Source organism: Variibacter gotjawalensis (assembly GCF_002355335.1).
GTDB lineage: Bacteria > Pseudomonadota > Alphaproteobacteria > Rhizobiales > Xanthobacteraceae > Variibacter > Variibacter gotjawalensis.
Map to the genome: position 1 here is coordinate 940,859 of NZ_AP014946.1, position 17,601 is coordinate 958,459.

The window sequence follows — 17,601 nt, forward strand, 5'->3', positions numbered from 1 at the left end:
CGTTATCGCCGTCAAGGGAGAGACGTCAATGACATACCGGGCCCCCGTCGACGATATCGTATTCACGCTGCTGCATAATGCCGGGCTGCAGACTGCGATCGATTCCGGCCAGTTTCCGGATATGGACGCCGAGACGGTCGCGGCCGTGCTCGAAGAGGCCGGCAAGTTCGCCGCCGATGTCATCGCGCCGCTCAACGTCGCGGGGGACCGCATCGGCGCGAAATTCGACGGCGGCACGGTGAAGACCGCGCCGGGTTTCAAAGACGCTTACACGTCTTGGGCGGCGGCCGGCTGGAATGGCATCGCGGCGACGCCGGATTTCGGCGGGCAGGGCTTGCCGATCGCCGTCAACGCGGCCTGCATCGAGATGTGGAATTCGGCCTCGATGGCCTTCAGCCTCAACCCGCTGCTGACCGGCGGCGCGATCGAGGCGCTCACGGCGCATGGCGCGCCCGAACTCAAGGACCTCTACCTCGCGAAAATGATCTCCGGCGAGTGGACCGGCACGATGCAGCTCACCGAGCCGCAAGCCGGCTCCGACGTCGGCGCGTTGCGCACACGCGCGGAGCGCCAACCGGACGGGACGTATCGCATCACCGGGCAGAAGATTTTCATCACCTACGGCGAGCACGATCTCACCGACAACATCATCCACTTCGTGCTGGCGCGTCTCACCGACGCGCCGCCAGGCAATCGCGGTGTCTCGCTCTTCCTCGTGCCGAAATTCATCCCGAATGCGGACGGCACACCCGGCAAGCGCAACGACGTTCGCTGTCACTCGATCGAGCACAAGCTCGGCGTCCACGGCTCGCCGACCTGCACGATGGTGCTTGGCGACGAAGGCGGCGCGACCGGATGGCTGATCGGCGAAGAAAATCGCGGGCTCAATTGCATGTTCACGATGATGAACAATGCGCGCCTCGCGGTGGGCCTGCAGGGCGTCGGCATCGCGGAGCGGGCGACGCAAGGCGCTTTCGCTTACGCGCGCGACCGCAAGCAGGGGCGCGCGCCAGGCGCAAAGGAATCAAGCCCGATCATCGATCATCCGGACGTGCGCCGCATGTTGCTGACGATGCGCGCAATGACGCGCGCGGCGCGCGCGATCTGCTACCAGACCGCGGTCTCGCTCGACGGCGCGCATCACGGCAAGGACGACGCGGCGCGCAAAGCCGCGAACGAACGCGCGTCGTTGCTGACGCCGGTTGCGAAAGCGTTCGCGACCGACATCGGTACCGAGGTTGCCTCGCTCGGCGTGCAGGTGCATGGCGGCATGGGCTTCATCGAGGAAACCGGTGCGGCACAGCACTATCGGGATGCCCGCATCAACCAGATCTACGAAGGCACCAACGGCATTCAGTCGATCGATCTTGTCACGCGCAAGCTGCCGCTCTCCGGCGGCGAGACCGTGCGTGGATATATCGCGGAGCTGCGGGCCGTCGTCGCGAAGGTGAAGGAAATCAACGATCCGGCCTTCGGCGCGACCGCAACGCGGCTCGGCGATGCGGTCGAATCGCTGTCGCGCGCGACCGAGTGGTTGCTGAAAGAGCTCGGCAGCGGCGCGGGCGAAGCTGCGCTCGCCGGCGCGACGCCGTATCTGCGCTTGTTCGGCACCGCGGCTGGCGGCTGCGCGCTCGCCGACGAAGCGCTCACCGCGCTGCGTCTCGAAGGCGGGGACGCATCGGGTCGTGTCACACTGGCGCGTTTCTTTGCTGAGAATGTCGCGGTGCTGGCCGGCGGACTAGAGACGACCGTGACGGAAGCGGCCGACTCTGTCGCGCAGCTTCACGACGCGGCTTGACATAACTCCGCTCACCTCCGCAGAAGCGGGGGTCCGGCACGCGTGCGGCAGCATGCGACAAAGTTTGTGAAACGCGCCCTGCCGGGCGCAACTGGATTCCCGCGTTCGCGGGAATGAGCGGAGTTCTTTGCAATGACTGAGCTTGTCGAGATCACGGACGCCGACGGCGTGCGTACCGTGCGCATGAACCGGCCCGACAAGAAGAACGCTCTGACCGGCGTAATGTATTGCGCGATGGCCGAGGCGATCGAGAACGCCAGCGACGACGATTCGATCGGTGCGGTGTTGATCGCCGGCGTGCCGGGCGCTTTCTCGGCCGGCAACGACATGAAGGATTTCATGGCGGCTGCGTCCGGCACCGGCACTCTGTCGAACGACATCATGCGACTGCTGCACGCATTGCCGCGCAGCGAGAAGCCGCTGGTCGCCGCCGTGCAGGGTCTCGCGATCGGCATCGGCACAACGATGCTGTTTCACTGCGACTATGTCGTGGTCGGCGAAGACGCGCGGCTCGCGACGCCGTTCATCAGCCTCGGTATCTTGCCCGAGGCTGGATCGACGCTGATGGGACCGCGCCAGATCGGCTATCAGCGCGCCTTCGCGCTGCTCGCGATGGGCCGCCCGCTCGATGCGAAAGGCGCGAAGGAGGCCGGGATCGCCAACGAAGTCGTGCCGCCGAATGAGGTCGATGCCGCCGCGCTGAAAGCCGCGCGCGAGATCGCGGCCTTGCCGCGTGAGGCGATGGCGATCGCGCGGCATCTGATGCGCCCGTCCGCTGAGGAAGCCGTCGCGCGCATCGATCGCGAAGCCGCGATGTTCCGCGATCGTCTGCGCTCGCCCGAAGCGCAGAATGCGTTCGCGGCGTTTTTGAATAGGGCGCGGTGATCCCGGGCTGTGCACCCCCCTCCCTGTCCCTCCCCCGCAAGGGGGGAGGGAACGCCAGAGGCGCGATCTCACCAGCCCAGCCCCTCGATCCGATCGCAGGCGCCAATTGCCGTGGTTCCCTCCCCCCTTGCGGGGGAGGGACAGGGAGGGGGGCAACCAATGACGCTGCGAGCGGGCGCTAGACGAGAGGCTTCAATCCCTTCTCGATCTCATCCCGGCGGCCTTCCAAAAACGGCGGCAGAGCGAGTTTCTCGCCCAGCGTTTCCATCGGCTCGTCGGTCGCAAAGCCCGGGCCGTCGGTCGCGATCTCGAACAGAATGCCGTTCGGCTCGCGGAAATAGAGACTTTTGAAATAGAAGCGGTCGACCGGCCCGCTGTTCGGAATGCGCAGCTGCGCGAGGCGCTCGGCCCACGCCGCGTATTCCTGATCGTTCGGTGTCCGGAACGCGACGTGATGCACCGAACCCGCGCCCGGCTCGGCGACCGGCAACTCCGGCTCGACCGCGACATGCAGTTCGGCAGCCGGTCCGCCATCGCCCATCGCATAGACATGCACGAAACGGTCCGCACCATCGCCATGCCGATAGTCGCGCACCTTGCGCATCTCCATCAGCCGCGTGAGCACGAGATCGGTCGGCTCCAGATTGGCGACACTCAGTGTGATCGGGCCGAGACCGCGGATTTGATGCTCCGGCACGATCGGGCTCTTGTCCCACGGATGCGCTTCTCCCGCGCCGCCGTCGTCGATGAGGCTGAGCCGCTGACCCTCCGGATCTTCGAAATCGAGCGTCCAGCGTGCATCGCGCATGACGACCGGCTCGGCCTTCACGCCATCCGCCTTGAGATGGTCCGACCACCAGGCGAGAGTCGCCTCGCCTTTTACACGCAACGCGGTGCGGACGATCGAACGGGTGCCGCGCTTCTCGCGCGCGACTGGCCAATCGAAAAAGGTGAGATCCGAGCCGGGCGAGGCTTTTCCGTCGGCGTAGAAGAGATGATACGCGCTGACATCGTCCTGGTTGACGGTCTTCTTGACCAGACGCATGCCGAGCACCTGCGTGTAGAAACGCAGGTTTCCGGGCGCGTCAGCCGAAACGGCGGTGAGGTGGTGAATTCCAGTCAGTTGCATATCTACGACCTAGAGTTTGCCTGCCGCTCCTGCAACCCACGTGGCCGGTATTGGAGCCCGCAGGCGGTTGACGTGATGCCGCGCCCAGGCTTCATTGAGGCCGATTCCCCATCAGAAAGCCCCGAATGACCACGCTGCTGCTCTCGCACTCGGCTTGCCTCAACCATCTCGTGCCGCCCGGCCATCCGGAACGGCCGGACCGGTTGCGCGCGGTCGAGCAGGCGTTGGAGGTCGAGGCGTTCCAGACGCTGCTGCGTGAGGAAGCCCCGATGGCGACGATCGAGCAGGTCGCGCTCGCGCATCCGCGCCAGTATGTCGAGGCGATCCGCGACGCCAATCCGAGCGAAGGCATGGTGCGCCTCGATGGCGACACGACGATGTCACCGGGCAGCTTCGAGGCCGCGATGCGCGCCTGCGGCGGCGCGGTGCTCGCTGTCGACGAAGTGTTCGAAAAGAAGGTCGAGAATGCCTTCGTCGCGACGCGTCCGCCCGGCCACCATGCCGAGAGCGCGACGCCGATGGGTTTTTGCTTTTTCAACCAGGCGGCCGTCGCGGCGCGCCATGCGCAGAAGCAGCACGGCGCCGAGCGCGTCGCCATCGTCGACTTCGACGTACATCACGGCAACGGCAGCCAGGATATTTTCTGGAAAGACGCCAGCGTGATGTACTGCTCGACGCATCAGATGCCTCTCTATCCCGGCACGGGCGCGCTGTCGGAACGCGGCGATTACAATACGATCGTCAATGCACCGCTGAGCCCCGGCGACGGCGGCGATCAGTTCCGCGACGCGATGCTAACGTCGATCCTGCCGCGCCTGCGCGACTTCAAGCCGGATTTCGTCATCATCTCGGCGGGCTTCGACGCGCATGCGCGAGACCCGCTCGCGAACTTGAATTTCCTCGAGCCCGACTACACGTGGGCGACACAGCAATTGATGCAGGTTGCTGACGAAACGGCGGGCGGCCGGGTGGTATCGATTCTCGAAGGCGGTTATGACCTGCAGGGTCTCGCCAAATCGGTCGCGGCTCACGTCACCGCGTTGATGCACGGATAAAATAGATGGCTGCAAAAGCACACGAAGATGTCGCAACGTTGACATTCGAGAAGGCGCTCGCCGAACTCGAGACGATTGTTCAGCGCTTGGAACGCGGCGACGTGCCGCTCGAAGAGTCGGTGGCGATTTATGAACGCGGCGAAGTCTTGAAGCGCCGTTGCGATGATCTTCTGCGTCAGGCGGAAGCGCGCGTCGAGAAGATCACGCTCGATGCGGGCGGCAAGCCGACCGGCACGACGCCGCTGGATGTGGACTAAAGCGTATCTCCGTCATCCTGAGGAGCGATGCGTCGGCGGAGCCGACAACATCGCGTCTCGAAGGACGACGGCCCCATCGCCGCGACACCTCGGCGTCGTGGTTCGAGACGCCGCAGTCGGCTTTGCCGACATGCGGCTCCTCACCATGACGATCTAAGGCCTACGCCGTCTTCTGATAAACCAGCAGCGTCTTGAACTCGCTGACGCGCTTCACCTTCTTCTCCTTCTCCCAATCCGCGATCACGGCCTTCGCCTTATCGAAGGCGATCGAGCGCGTGTAGAACAGGATGTGGCCGCCGACTTTCGTCTTGTCGGTGAAGAGGTTCAGTAGCTGCAAGTCGGTGAACCCGCCGTATTCCTTGCTCGCCGTGTTCGGGAAGAAGAACTCGCAGAGGTGAAACATCGTGACGGCGTCGAACGCGTCCGGCAGCAGCGTCGGGTTGGTCAGATAGATGTCGCCGAAATACGCCGAATACTGCTTGTTGACCTTGCTGTACTCCGACACGAGCTTGATGAACGCTTCGTATTCCTCGATCGAAGCCGTGATCGCGAGCACGTTGTTGCCCGAACCATTCTCGGCCTGCTTGCGCCCGATGACGTGATGCGTGCCGGTGCCGAAGTGGTAGATCAATTTGTTCTTGAGTTTCTGATCCTCGGCCCAATCGTTGAAGTGGACATCGCACGGGCAAATGTCTTCGTGCAGGTCCCACTTATCGGTCCAATAGTTCATCTTCGGCATCGTGGTCTCCCTCGGGCCCGTCATTCTGCGTGCCTCTTTCTTCCAACTTACGCCGGCGCCAGGACGGCGGGTCGCCCCGTCTCGCTTGGTGCCGTCATTTCAACGGTCTGCGCATGCAGATCGCTCAGCACGCCGCGCCGATCGATCGCCAGAACGATCGTATCCGGCAAGCGGCTTAGCAGCATCGTGTAGAGATCGCGAGCGCTTGCGTCCGACAGTGTCGAAACCGGCTCGTCGAAAAGCAAGACGCCGGGTCGTCGCAGGAGCGCACGCGCGAAGGCGACGCGCTGCTGCTCGCCGCCGGACAGAACGACGTTCCAATCCTTGATCTCGTCGAGATGGGCGGCGAAATGAGTGAGCCCGACGGCTTCGAGCACTTCGCCGATCTCGGCGTTCGGCACGGTGTCGGCCGGCACCGGATAGGTCAGCGCATCGCGCAATGTGCCGAGCGGAAAGTACGGCCGTTGCGGCATGGCGAGAATCTCGCGGCCCTGCGGCAGCGCAATGGTGCCGGAACCATTCGGCCAAAGTCCCGTCAGCGCGCGGAAGAAGCTCGACTTGCCCGAGCCCGAAGAGCCCGTGATGAGAGCCCGCCCGCCCGGCGCGACATCGAGTTTGGCAAGCTCCGCAACCGCGATGCCGGACGGCAAACGCACCGTGACATCGTTCGCCGCGACGTCGCCGTTCCGGCTCGCCGTCGTCTCGATCTTGCCGGCCGGCTCCAGGCTCGATTGGTCGACGTGAACCATAGCTTCCTGATACTGCGCGAGACGATCTGTCAGCGCCTTCCATTCGGCGAGCTTGGCGTAAGACGAAATGCAGAACGCGAATGCGCCTTCGACGCGCTGGAACGCGAGATGCGCCTGCACCAGTGTGCCGAGCGTGATCGCGCCCGAAAGATAGGCCGGGCTCACGACGAGGATCGGGAACACCGTGGAAATATGCCCGTAGCCTGCAACGAAGGCTTCGAGCCGCACCTGGCGGCGCACGAGAGCGCTCCAATTGCCGACGAGATTGCGGAAGCGATGACCGAGTTCGCGCCGCTCGACAGGTTCACCGCGCATCAGCGCGATCGGTTCGGAATGATCGGCCGCGCGCACGATCGCGAAGCGGAAATCGGATTCGTAGCGCTGCTGATTGAAGTTCAGCGTAATGAGACGCCATCCGATGTGGTGCGCGAAGAAGGTGCCGATGCTCGCATAAGCGATCGCGATGACGATGAGATAGCCCGGAAACTGCCAATTCGTGCCGAGCAGCGGCAACGGCGTCGTCGCCGAAAGCCCCCACAGAATATAGGCGAATGACGCTAATGCGACGACGCTGCCGAGCAAACCGGTTGTGAGTTCGTGCGTGCGCTGAATGAAGATGTAGACGTCGCTCGCGATGCGGAGATGGATGTTGTCGACATTCGGCTCGATCGCGCGGACGCGATAGTGGCGGCCGTCGGCCATCCAGACTTTCACGTAGTTTTCCGTCAGCCATCGCCGCCAGCCGATCTGCAGCCGCTGCCCAAAATAATACTTCGAGGCGCCCGCGACGATCGCACCCGCCGTAATGAAGCAGAAGACAATGAGTTCGGCTTTGAAGGCGGTCCAGTTCTTCGCTTCGAGCGCGTTGAAGAAACGCGCGTTCCACTGGATCACCGCAACCGCGACGGCGACGATTCCAAGCTCTGCCGCGATGATGGCGGTGAGCAGGCTGCGCGCCGCCCATCTCTCCTCGGAATTGAAATACGGCAGCGCGACTTTGAAGAATGTGCGCAGCGCCTCGACGAAATTGTTCATGCGTAAGCCCGTGACGCGAACGCGCGTTGCGAGGAGATCGTGGTCACGGCAGCGAACATTTCGCGGCGAATTCCTTTACGGCATCGGCGCGCCCTGTATCCGGCAGCTTCATCCCGTCGGATTTCGCTTTCGGCGTCACGGCAATGGCGGTGACTTCGCCGGGCTTTGCGAGGAGCGCCAGAAACGGCGCGAGCTTGATGCCGCTCGCCTGCGCGTAGGTATAGCCGTTCATCTCGTCGGTCGCGGTTTTGCCCTTGAGGCTCACCTTCTCGACGCCGTTGGCAATCTCGATCGTCACCGGCTGATTGACGCGGGTGCGTTTGATTTCCTCGTACAGCGTGACGCGTGTGCGTTTCGGCTTGATGTCGCAGTCGACATGGAAGCGCACGTCGTCGCTATCCGGCACTTGGAACGCGATGACGACGAGCCCGCCGTCCGCATGCACCATCCACTTCGGCGTCTCTTCCTGCGCGATGGCGGGCGACATCAATGCTAGAACCAGGCTAGCGGAGAGCCCGATATTCCAAAGTCGCATGCAAACCCCTCGTGACGTTATTGCTTTTGCCGCACCGTAATATGTTTGGACGCGAAGGCGCAAACGTGGCACTTCGCCGCGATGAAGCGGCGCATCGACCATATTCTGGTGCAGCGAGGGCTGTTCGAGAGCCGGGCGCGTGCCCAGGCCGCGATTGCGGCCGGCCGCGTGACGGTTAACGGCGCGGTCGTGCGCAAAGCGTCGGTCGAGGCCGATAGCGCCGCCGAGATAATGGCTGAGGCGGAGCATCCGTGGGTGTCGCGTGGCGCGCTCAAACTCGTCGCCGCGCTCGACTATTTCGGCTTTGACCCGGCGGGCCAAGTTTGCGCCGACATCGGCGCCTCGACGGGCGGCTTCACGGAAGTGCTGCTGTCGCGCGGTGCAAATAAGGTTTTCGCTGTCGATGTCGGCCGCGATCAGCTGCACGCGCGGCTGCGCGTTCGGCCGGAGATCGTTTCGCTCGAACAGCAGGATATCCGCACGTTATCCCGCGCCGACATCACCGAGCCGCCGTCGTTCCTCGTCATCGATGTGAGTTTCATTTCGCTCCGCCTCGTTTTGCCGGCAACGCTTTCGCTCGCCGCATCGCAGATGAAGCTCGTTGCACTCATCAAACCGCAATTCGAGGTCGGCCGCGCGGGGGTGAAGAAGGGCGTGGTGCGCGATGCCGCGCTTCAGCAGCAGGCGTGCGACGACATCGAAACTCTCGTGCGCGATGCCGGCCTGATGGTCCACGGCGTGATCCCATCGCCGATCGAAGGCGGCGACGGCAACCGCGAATTCCTGCTCGGAGCATCACGTGGCTGAGCGCTTCACCATCGACCACATGGGGCAACGCGGCGACGGCGTGACGCGCGACGGCCTCTTCATTGCCTACACGCTGCCGAGCGAAGTGGTCCGCGCCGAAGCGGCCGAACAGCCGGATCGCCGCACGCTCGTCGATGTCGAGACGCCGAGTGCCGATCGCATTGCGCCAATCTGTCGCCATTTCGGTGTCTGCGGCGGCTGCGCGACGCAGCATTGGGCGGGCGAGCCGTATCGCGCATGGAAGCACGATCTTGTCGCGAGCGCGCTGTCGCATGCCGGAATCGACACCGGCGTCGACCCGGTGATCGATGCGCACGGCACCGGCCGCCGCCGCGTCGTCTTTCATGCACGCAACAGCGGCGACGGCCTCAAGGTCGGCTTCGCGGCGCCGCGCGCACATTGGATCGTGCCGATCGAAGAGTGCCCGGTGCTCGCACCGGAACTCGGCGGCGCGATCGAACTCGCGCGGCGGCTCGCCGGCGCGTTGGAGCCGTTATCCAAGCCGCTCGACCTTCATTTCACGGCGAGTGACACGGGACTGGATGTCGACATTCGCGGCAGTGGGCCGCTGGCGCCGGCGCGCGCCAATGCGCTGGCGAAACTTGCCGCCGAGCTTCGGCTCGCGCGGTTGACGCGTCACGGCGAACTCGTCGGTCAACGCGTTACACCCGTGCTGCGCATGGGCAAGGCGCATGTGCCGCTGCCGTCCGGCTCTTTCTTGCAGGCGACGCGAGAGGGCGAGGAAACGCTGGCGCGGCTGGTGCTCGAGCATGCCGGAAACGCGAAGCGCGTCGCCGATCTTTTCTGCGGCGTCGGGCCATTTGCGTTGCGGCTCGCCGAACGTGCGAGCGTCACGGCGCTCGACAGCGATGCCGGTGCGATCGAGTCGCTCGCTAAGGCTTCGAAAACATCGGGGCTCAAACCGATAACAGCCGCAAAGCGCGATCTCTTCCGCACGCCGCTGACCGTGCAGGAGCTGAAGGGCTTCGACGCCGTCGTCTTCGATCCGCCCCGTCAGGGCGCCGAAGCGCAGGTGAAGGTGCTCGCCGCGACCAAAATCAAACGCGTCATCGCAATCTCATGCAGCGCCGTGACATTCGCGCGCGATGCCCGCATCCTGATCGACGGCGGATATCGCTTGAAGCGCGTCACGCCGGTCGATCAGTTCCGCTACTCGGCGCATGTCGAACTCGTTGCGCTGTTCGAGCGCTAGGACATTGCGTCGGTCGCGCCGCCATCGACCGTGATCTGCGTGCCTTGGATGTGCCGCGCCGCGGGCGAGCAGAGAAACAACGCCAGCGCAGCGATATCCTCGACGGTGCCGATGCGCCGGATGTTGCCTTTCGTCAGCGTTTGCTTGCGCGCCTCGTCCATCGAGATGTTGAGCGCGGCGGCGCGCTGCTTCATCAGGTCCATCACGCGATCCGTCTCGGTGATGCCCGGAAGGATCACGTTGACGTTGACGTCGTCCTTCTTGCCTTGGCCCGCGAGGCCTTTGGAGAAGTTGATCATCGCGGCATTGGCGGAACCGCCGACGAGAAAGTTCGGATCGGGCTGCCGCCCCGCGACGCCCGCAATGTTGACGAGCGAACCCTTCGCGGCAACAAGCATCGGCCAGAACAGGCGGCTCATGCGCACGGCCGCAAAATATTTGCCGTTGAAGCCCGCGATCCAATCTTCGTCCGGTTGATCGACGAACGAACCTGCCTTCGTCGCGCCGGCCGAATTGACCAAGATATCGCAGCGGCCGAATTTCTCTTTGACGAGCGCGAAGGCGGCCTCGCAGGATTTCAGCGAGCCGAGATCGCCGGCGCTGACGAGAGGCTTGAGATGACCTTCCGCCGCGATGGCGTCGGCGGCGGCGTCGAGATTCTTCTGCGTTGCGGCAACCAGCACGGTTTGCGCTCCAGCGCGCGCGAAGGCATTGGCGATCCCCCGCCCGATACCGCGACTGCCGCCCGTGACGACGACGATTTTTTCTTTGAAGTCTTCGGCCATCGATGTGCCTCCCTAGGTGCGGCGCGCATTGCTTCAAGTTTTAATGAAAGTTGCAAGTCCGCTGAAGCCCGCTTGCAATACTATGGCGTCGAACCTCAGCAGCCACGGAGAAAGCTATGTATGCCGACGATGGTGGCAGCAAATTTCGCATGCCTATCGCAATCGAACTCACCTCGGGTGACCGATTGCAGGGCAGCCTCGTTCTCTCACGCGCGCAGAAACTGACGGACGCACTGAACCGGCCGGACGCCTTCATCGATTTCGAACGCGACGGCCGCGCGATGGCGATCGCCAAGACGGCGATTGCGTCGGTCAGCTCACTCGATCTGCCGAAGACGGATCAGCTCACCAAGCGCGCTCCCGCGGCCGGCTTCGATCCGGCGCGTGTGCTCGGCGTCGAAGCCGGTGCGACGCACGAGCAGATCCGCGCCGCTTACATCGCCAAGGCGCGGCTCTATCACCCGGACCAGTTCGCCAATCACCCGCTGCCGCCAGAGGTCAGCGAGTATCTGAGCGCCATGTTCGTCCATGTGCAGACGGCCTACGAAGAGCTGGACGCGCGCGACAAAAAGACGAAGCCGGCGCGGGTTGCGTAACGCGGCGTTGCGCCTCTAATCTGGCGGGACCCTCCTGCCGGATGTCCCATGAAAACGATCTTCGTCGACTGCAACGACCAACTGCGCCCGGTCTACGACCGCGTCTTCCGCCCCGGAGACGATCCGGCGATCACCGTCAACTACGAGCCGTTCGACCGCGAGAAGCTGCCGGAGATCCTTGCCGGCTACGACATCGTGCTCAACGATCACACCTTCATGCCGACCGAGCAGATGAAACTCTGCACATCGCTCAAGCATGTCGTGTTTCTCGGCACCGGCGCGGCGAGCTACATGGATGTCGCCGCGCTCGAGGCGATGGGGCAGAAGGTCCACACCATCAAGGGCTATGGCGATACGGCTGTTGCCGAGCACACCATCGCGCTGATGTGGGCGGCGGCGCGCGATCTCGCGCGCATGGATCGCCAGGTCCGTGCCGGCGAGTGGATCACCCGTGAGGGCCCTCAGCTCACCGGCAAGACGCTCGGCCTGATCGGCCTCGGCGGCATCGGCGGCGAAGTCGCGCGCATCGCGGCCGGCATGGGCATGCGTGTCCTTGCTTTCAATCGCACGCCGCGCCAACAGGCCGGCGTGACGATGGCGTCGCTCGATGAGGTGCTGGCGCAGGCCGATGTGCTTTCCATCAATCTCGTGCTATCGAACGAGACGGAGAATTTCCTCAACGCGGAACGAATTGCGAAGCTCAAGCCCGGCTGCATCTTCGTCAACACGGCGCGTGCCGCGCTGGTCGACGAAAAAGCGATGATCGCAGCGCTGGAGTCTGGGCAGATTCGCCATGCGGGTCTCGACGTGTTTCACGAAGAGCCTCTGCCGAAGGGTCACCCGCTCACGAAGCTGGACAATGTGACGCTGAGCGCGCACAGCGGTTACCGGACGCCGGACGCGTCCGAGACGCTCATTCGCCGCGCGATCGATATCGCGCGCAGCGTCATCAAGAAGTAGAGGAAACCAGATGGCTCAATATCTCAAGCGCGGCATGGATGCCGGCGCGATCGAGGAAGCCGACGCGAAGGTGCGCGAGACGGTCGAAAATATTCTCGACGACGTGAAGGCGCGCGGCGACGATGCGATCCGCGATCTCTCGGAGAAATTCGATACGTGGTCGCCGATGAGCTTCCGCCTCTCGCCCGAGGAGATCAGGGACGCGATCGCGCAAGTGCCGGCGCGCGATCTCGAAGACATCAAGTTCGCGCAGGCGCAGGTGCGAAATTTCGCCGAGAAGCAGAAGGCTTCGATGCTCGACATCGAGGTCGAAACGATGCCGGGCGTCGTGCTCGGCCACAAGCACATCCCGGTGAATTCCATCGGCTGCTACGTGCCGGGCGGCCGCTACCCGATGGTCGCCTCCGCGCATATGTCGATCGTCACCGCGAAGGTCGCGGGCGTGAAGCGCATCATCGCTTGTGCCCCGCCGTTCCGTGGCGGCCCGCATCCCGCCATCGTCGCCGCCATGCATTTCGGCGGCGCGGATGAAATCTACGTGCTCGGCGGCGTGCAGGCTGTCGCCGCGATGGCGCTCGGCACATCGACGATCGCGCCGGTCGATATGATCGTCGGCCCCGGCAATGCGTATGTGGCGGAGGCCAAGCGCCAGCTCTACGGCCGTGTCGGCATCGATCTGCTCGCCGGCCCGACCGAGACGCTGGTGATCGCGGACGATACGGTCGACGGCGAAATCTGCGCGACCGATCTGCTCGGCCAGGCCGAACACGGGCCGACATCGCCAGCCGTGCTGCTGACGAATTCCGAGAAGCTCGCGCGCGACACGATGGCGGAAGTCGAACGCCTGCTCGCGATTTTGCCGACCGCCGATGCGGCACGCAAAGCCTGGGAAGATTACGGTGAAGTGATCGTCTGCAGGGACGAAGCCGAGATGGTTGTCGAGGCCGATCGTATCGCGTCCGAGCACGTGCAGGTCATGACGCGCGATCCGGATTACTTCCTCGCCAACATGAAGAATTTCGGTGCGCTGTTCTTGGGGCCGCGCACCAACGTCGCTTACGGCGACAAAGTGATCGGCACCAATCACACGCTGCCGACGAAGAAAAACGCGCGCTTCACCGGCGGCTTGTGGGTCGGCAAATTCTTGAAGACCTGCACGTATCAGAAGGTGCTCACCGACGAAGCCTCCGCGCTGATCGGCGAATACTGCTCACGGCTGTGCATTCTGGAGGGCTTTTCGGGCCACGCCGAGCAAGCCAACGTGCGCGTGCGTCGTTACGGCCGTCGCAATGTCGGTTACGCGGAAGCCGCGGAGTAAGCCAAGAATTCGTCATGGCCCGCTTCATGCGGGCCATCCACGTCTTTCTTTTTGAGAGTCCGCAAGCAAGTCGTGGATGGCCCGGACAAGCCGGGCCATGACGGAGAGGATGGCAATGTCGCAATTCACAACACCCTCCTTTCGCCTCGACGGCCGCCGCGCGCTCGTCACCGGCGCGGGACGCGGGCTCGGCCTCGGCATGGCGACGGCGCTGGCCGAAGCCGGCGCCGACGTCACGCTCGCGGCGCGCACGATGGACGAAGTCGAAGCCGCGGCGGCATCGCTACGCGAACGCGATCTCAAAGCGCAGGCGTTGTGGCTCGACGTGATGGACGTCGCAGGAACGCAGAAGGCGATCGGCGAACAGGAGCCGTTCCACATCCTCGTCAATAACGCCGGCACCAATCGCCCGGCGGCCTTCGTCGACGTGACGCTGGAAGACTTCGACGCGATCTTCGATCTCAACGTGCGCGCGGCTTACTTCGTTGCGCAGGCGGTCGCGCGGCGTTTGATCGATGCGAAGCAGCCAGGCTCGATCATCAACATCTCGTCGCAGATGGGTCACGTCGGCGGTGCGCGCCGCACCGTCTACTGCGCGTCGAAGCACGCGATGGAAGGCTTCACCAAAGCGATGGCGATCGAGCTTGCGCCGCACGGCGTGCGCGTCAACACGATCGGCCCGACCTTCATCGAGACGCCGCTGACGAAGCCATTCTTCGAGAACAAGGCGTTTCTCGACGACACGCTGAAGAAGATTAAGCTCGGCCGCCTCGGCAAGATCGAGGACCTGATGGGCGCGGTCGTGTTCCTCGCCGCCGACGCATCCGGCCTGATGACCGGCTCGTCGATGCTGATCGATGGCGGCTGGACGGCGGACTAAGCCATTGTTTGCGCGATAATTTCTGACGCGACGCAAAATTTCGATCTCGCATGTCCGGATTGGCCCCGGACTTCTCGTCTCTCCCTGCATGGAGGCCGATAGGCGGCCGCAAACGCCCGATAGGGCCCGCAGGAGAGACGCATGGCTAAGATCGCAATGAGCACGGTTTCGATGTCCGCCACCAAGGTCGCGGTCGAAACTGCTCCGACTTACAAGATGGCGGCAGCGCCGACGAAGATCATGCCGGTCGAAACGACGATCGACACCGGGAAACTCGCAGCCGTTCCGTCGATCACGAAGGTCGCGGCCGAGCCGATGGTCTCGCCGAAATACGAGATGACGACGTCGTTCGATTTCACCAACAAGGTCGCGCCTCGCCTGATGGACAGCGATCATTGGGATGACGCGAACCTGCCCGAGATTGAGATCGGCCGCCCCGGCATCACCGACAATACGTGGACGGACCAGCGCGACGAACTCGAAGGCGGCTCCGGCAAGGACGGACTGTTCGGCGGCAAGGGCGACGACAAGCTCGAGGGTCACGGCGGCGACGACTATCTGTGGGGCGGTCTCGGCAAGGACTCGCTGTACGGCGGCGAAGACAACGACACGCTTTACGGCGGCGACGGCTATGACGACCTACACGGTGATGGCGGCCACGACATACTGATCGCGGGTTCCAACAACGGCGGTTACGACGGAGTCGATCAGCTGAAGTGGGGCCAGGCAGACTACATGGATGGCGGTCTGGGCAATGATATCTTCATCATCAATGGTGACAACGGCACGGTCCTCACCGACGGCAATCGCGGCGGCGTCAACGGCTCGTACATTGCGGATGGTGGTCAGGGTCACGACCGTTTCAACGTTCAGGGCGGCGAGTTTGTCTATCTGACCGGAGGCTACGGCATGGACAACTTCACGTTCCAAGGCTCTTTCCACGGCACAGCTTGGATTACCGACTTCCGTGGCCGCGAAGGTGGCACAATGAACGGCGAATACGACAACTTCCACGATCGCATCTGCATTCTGGATCGCGACGGCGTGTATGACAGCCGCGACGATTGGTCGATCAAGGACGTGACGAACTACCACGGCTCCGGTACGGACGGCGCGCTGATCATGCTCGATGGCGGTGGCGAGATCTACGTACAGGGTGTCAGCAAGGCGCAGATGACAGCCGACACCGACTGGATCTACTGACGCAACGAGAAACCCGCGCTGCCCTGTGCGACGCGGGTTTCTTTTGTTGTCGGCGAACGTCTCGACCGTCATTGCGAGGAGCGGCGCGCGAAGCGCGAGCCGCGACGCGGCAATCCAGAATCTCAGAAAGAAAGAACTGGATTGCTTCGCGACTGCGTCGCTCGCAATGACGGCATTCTCTACTTCTTGACCAGCGCGCACTTGCTGTCCGACAGCGGCTGCGTCGCGTCGGCGGCCGGGATCGTGCGGATGATTCTGAAGTAATCCCACGGGCCTTTCGACTCGTTCGGCTTCTTCACTTCGGCGAGATACATGTCGTGCTCGAAGCGGCCGTCGTCGCGGATCTTGCCCTTGGCGAAGAAGTCATCAACCGGTGTCTCGCGCATTTTCTTCGCGATCGCCGGACCATCGTCCGCGCCAGCCGCCTGCACGGCTTTCAGGTAATGCATGACGGACGAATAAACGCCGGCCTGAATCATGCCGGGCATGCGGCCGGTCTTCGCCATGAAGCGCTTCGACCATTCGCGCGATGCGTCGTCGCGATCCCAATAGAACGCGGTGGTGAAAGACAAACCTTGCGCGGCCGGTAGACCGAGCGCGTGCACGTCCGACAACACGACCACGAGCGCGACGAGACGCTTGCCGCCCGCTGTCAGCTGAAACTCCGACGCCTGCTTCACCGAGTTGATCGTGTCGGAGCCCGCATTGGCGAGGCCGACGACTTGCGCTTTCGAACTCTGCGCCGCGAGGAGGAAGGACGAGAAGTCGTTCGTGTTGAGCGGGTGACGCGACTCGCCCGTGATCGACCCGCCGCCGTCCTTGATGATGCGCGTGATGTCGGCCGCCATCTGGTGGCCGAACGCATAGTCGGCCGTCAGCAGGTACCAATCCTTGCCGCCGCTCGCGAGCACGGCGCGCGCCATGCCGGCGGCTTGCGAGTAAGTGTCGAACGCCCAGTGAAAACCGGTCGGCGAACAATCCTCGTTGGTGAGGCGCGTCGTTGCCGGGCCGGTCGCGAGCGTCACGCGTCCGCGTTCCTTGGCGATGCCGGAGACTGCGAGCGCGACCGCCGAATTCGTCATGTCGGCGACGGCCGAGACGCCGTCGACATCGAACCACTTGCGGGCGAGCGCGGAGGCGATGTCCGCCTTGTTCTGATGATCGCCCGACAGCACCTCGATCGGGCGGCCGAGGACTTTGCCGCCGAAGTCTTCGACGGCCATCTTCGCGGCCTCGACCGAGGTCTTGCCGCCGAATTCCGCATAGGGGCCGGCCTGGTCGTTGAGGACACCGATACGGAACGGCGCCTGGGCGAGGGCGGCGGTGGAGATGAGCAAAGAGCCGCAAATGGCGGCCAAATAGCCGCGCACGGCGGCAGACGTCGCATGACGAAGCATGTTTCCTCCCGGTTTTTTTGTTATTTCCAAACGGGTTACGGCGCGAAGCGTCTCACCACGCCCGGCCGCTGGCAAGGGCGCAGATCATGACTTCTTTGTTGACTCGGGATGGTCCGCGTTTATAAGAGCCGCCACGTGGCGCGGGTTTTCCGCGCCTTTCGTTTTGCGCCTTTTCGGCGGAAAACGACCCTGAAACCTGACATTCGACTGTCAAAAAGCCGGTCCGGGGCTTCGGCCCCAGAGAACCGGGACATGAACAC

Annotated in this window: 17 protein-coding genes; 11 read left to right on the forward strand and 6 right to left on the reverse strand. The window is 63.7% G+C overall.

From position 1 onward, the window contains the following. Positions 1-28: 28 nt before the first annotated feature. Together GJW30_RS04480 and GJW30_RS04485 are read left to right on the forward strand one after the other, a co-directional pair. Positions 29-1,798: an acyl-CoA dehydrogenase family protein gene (locus GJW30_RS04480; protein ID WP_096352170.1), complete on the forward strand. Its 1,770-nt coding sequence runs from the start codon at positions 29-31 to the stop codon at positions 1,796-1,798. A 132-nt stretch (positions 1,799-1,930) separates the two neighbouring features. Continuing rightward, the gene (locus GJW30_RS04485; protein ID WP_096352173.1) at positions 1,931-2,683 is read left to right on the forward strand and encodes a crotonase/enoyl-CoA hydratase family protein; all 753 of its coding nucleotides are present in this window, start codon (positions 1,931-1,933) and stop codon (positions 2,681-2,683) included. 178 nt (positions 2,684-2,861) lie between these two features. On the opposite strand, the gene GJW30_RS04490 is transcribed toward GJW30_RS04485, so the two are convergent. Then, positions 2,862-3,812 carry a ring-cleaving dioxygenase gene (locus tag GJW30_RS04490; RefSeq protein WP_096352176.1) on the reverse strand — a complete coding sequence of 317 codons (951 nt, stop codon included), beginning with the start codon at positions 3,810-3,812 and terminating at the stop codon, positions 2,862-2,864. Between the two features lie 125 nt (positions 3,813-3,937). Here GJW30_RS04490 and GJW30_RS04495 point away from each other — a divergent pair, with 125 nt between their 5' ends. Together GJW30_RS04495 and GJW30_RS04500 are read left to right on the forward strand one after the other, a co-directional pair. Then, complete coding sequence (locus GJW30_RS04495; RefSeq protein WP_096352179.1) at positions 3,938-4,867, forward strand: histone deacetylase family protein; 930 nt, start codon at positions 3,938-3,940, stop codon at positions 4,865-4,867. A gap of 5 nt (positions 4,868-4,872) precedes the next feature. Then, a complete protein-coding gene (locus GJW30_RS04500; RefSeq protein WP_096352182.1) occupies positions 4,873-5,124 on the forward strand; it encodes an exodeoxyribonuclease VII small subunit in 252 nt (83 codons plus the stop codon). A 160-nt stretch (positions 5,125-5,284) separates the two neighbouring features. Here the strand turns inward: GJW30_RS04500 and GJW30_RS04505 are convergent, their stop codons facing one another. Genes GJW30_RS04505 through GJW30_RS04515 form a run of 3 tightly spaced genes read right to left on the reverse strand, consistent with a single transcriptional unit; the run spans position 5,285 to position 8,182 of the window. Next, positions 5,285-5,863 carry a hypothetical protein gene (locus GJW30_RS04505; RefSeq protein WP_096352185.1) on the reverse strand — a complete coding sequence of 193 codons (579 nt, stop codon included), beginning with the start codon at positions 5,861-5,863 and terminating at the stop codon, positions 5,285-5,287. A gap of 47 nt (positions 5,864-5,910) precedes the next feature. Next, complete coding sequence (locus tag GJW30_RS04510; protein WP_096352187.1) at positions 5,911-7,647, reverse strand: ABC transporter ATP-binding protein/permease; 1,737 nt, start codon at positions 7,645-7,647, stop codon at positions 5,911-5,913. Between the two features lie 43 nt (positions 7,648-7,690). Continuing rightward, positions 7,691-8,182 carry a hypothetical protein gene (locus GJW30_RS04515; RefSeq protein WP_130364749.1) on the reverse strand — a complete coding sequence of 164 codons (492 nt, stop codon included), beginning with the start codon at positions 8,180-8,182 and terminating at the stop codon, positions 7,691-7,693. Positions 8,183-8,263: 81 nt separating this feature from the next. Here GJW30_RS04515 and GJW30_RS04520 point away from each other — a divergent pair, with 81 nt between their 5' ends. Further along, positions 8,264-8,989, forward strand: coding sequence for a TlyA family RNA methyltransferase (locus tag GJW30_RS04520; protein ID WP_096358655.1), 726 nt, complete (start codon positions 8,264-8,266; stop codon positions 8,987-8,989). Continuing rightward, positions 8,982-10,202, forward strand: coding sequence for a class I SAM-dependent RNA methyltransferase (locus tag GJW30_RS04525; RefSeq protein ID WP_096352193.1), 1,221 nt, complete (start codon positions 8,982-8,984; stop codon positions 10,200-10,202). The genes GJW30_RS04520 and GJW30_RS04525 overlap by 8 nt, the downstream gene beginning before the upstream one ends. On the opposite strand, the gene GJW30_RS04530 is transcribed toward GJW30_RS04525, so the two are convergent. Continuing rightward, a complete protein-coding gene (locus tag GJW30_RS04530) occupies positions 10,199-10,987 on the reverse strand; it encodes an SDR family oxidoreductase (protein WP_096352196.1) in 789 nt (262 codons plus the stop codon). The two genes, GJW30_RS04525 and GJW30_RS04530, sit on opposite strands and share 4 nt — an antisense overlap. Before the next feature lie 116 nt (positions 10,988-11,103). On the opposite strand from GJW30_RS04530, the gene GJW30_RS04535 reads away from it, so the two are divergent. From GJW30_RS04535 to GJW30_RS04555, 5 genes are all read left to right on the forward strand, one after another. Next, entirely contained in the window at positions 11,104-11,583 is a 480-nt protein-coding gene (locus GJW30_RS04535; protein ID WP_096352199.1) for a J domain-containing protein, read from the forward strand. A 48-nt stretch (positions 11,584-11,631) separates the two neighbouring features. Further along, positions 11,632-12,543, forward strand: a complete 912-nt coding sequence (locus GJW30_RS04540) for an NAD(P)-dependent oxidoreductase (protein ID WP_096352202.1) — start codon at positions 11,632-11,634, stop codon at positions 12,541-12,543. Between the two features lie 10 nt (positions 12,544-12,553). Then, positions 12,554-13,861 carry a histidinol dehydrogenase gene (hisD, locus tag GJW30_RS04545; protein WP_096352205.1) on the forward strand — a complete coding sequence of 436 codons (1,308 nt, stop codon included), beginning with the start codon at positions 12,554-12,556 and terminating at the stop codon, positions 13,859-13,861. Positions 13,862-13,976: 115 nt separating this feature from the next. Beyond that, positions 13,977-14,741: an SDR family NAD(P)-dependent oxidoreductase gene (locus tag GJW30_RS04550; protein WP_165391606.1), complete on the forward strand. Its 765-nt coding sequence runs from the start codon at positions 13,977-13,979 to the stop codon at positions 14,739-14,741. A 141-nt stretch (positions 14,742-14,882) separates the two neighbouring features. Next, the gene (locus GJW30_RS04555) at positions 14,883-15,944 is read left to right on the forward strand and encodes a calcium-binding protein (protein WP_096352211.1); all 1,062 of its coding nucleotides are present in this window, start codon (positions 14,883-14,885) and stop codon (positions 15,942-15,944) included. A 179-nt stretch (positions 15,945-16,123) separates the two neighbouring features. On the opposite strand, the gene GJW30_RS04560 is transcribed toward GJW30_RS04555, so the two are convergent. Next, on the reverse strand, positions 16,124-17,341 hold the full coding sequence (locus GJW30_RS04560; protein ID WP_096352214.1) for an ABC transporter substrate-binding protein: 1,218 nt from the start codon (positions 17,339-17,341) through the stop codon (positions 16,124-16,126). Positions 17,342-17,601: the final 260 nt, after the last annotated feature.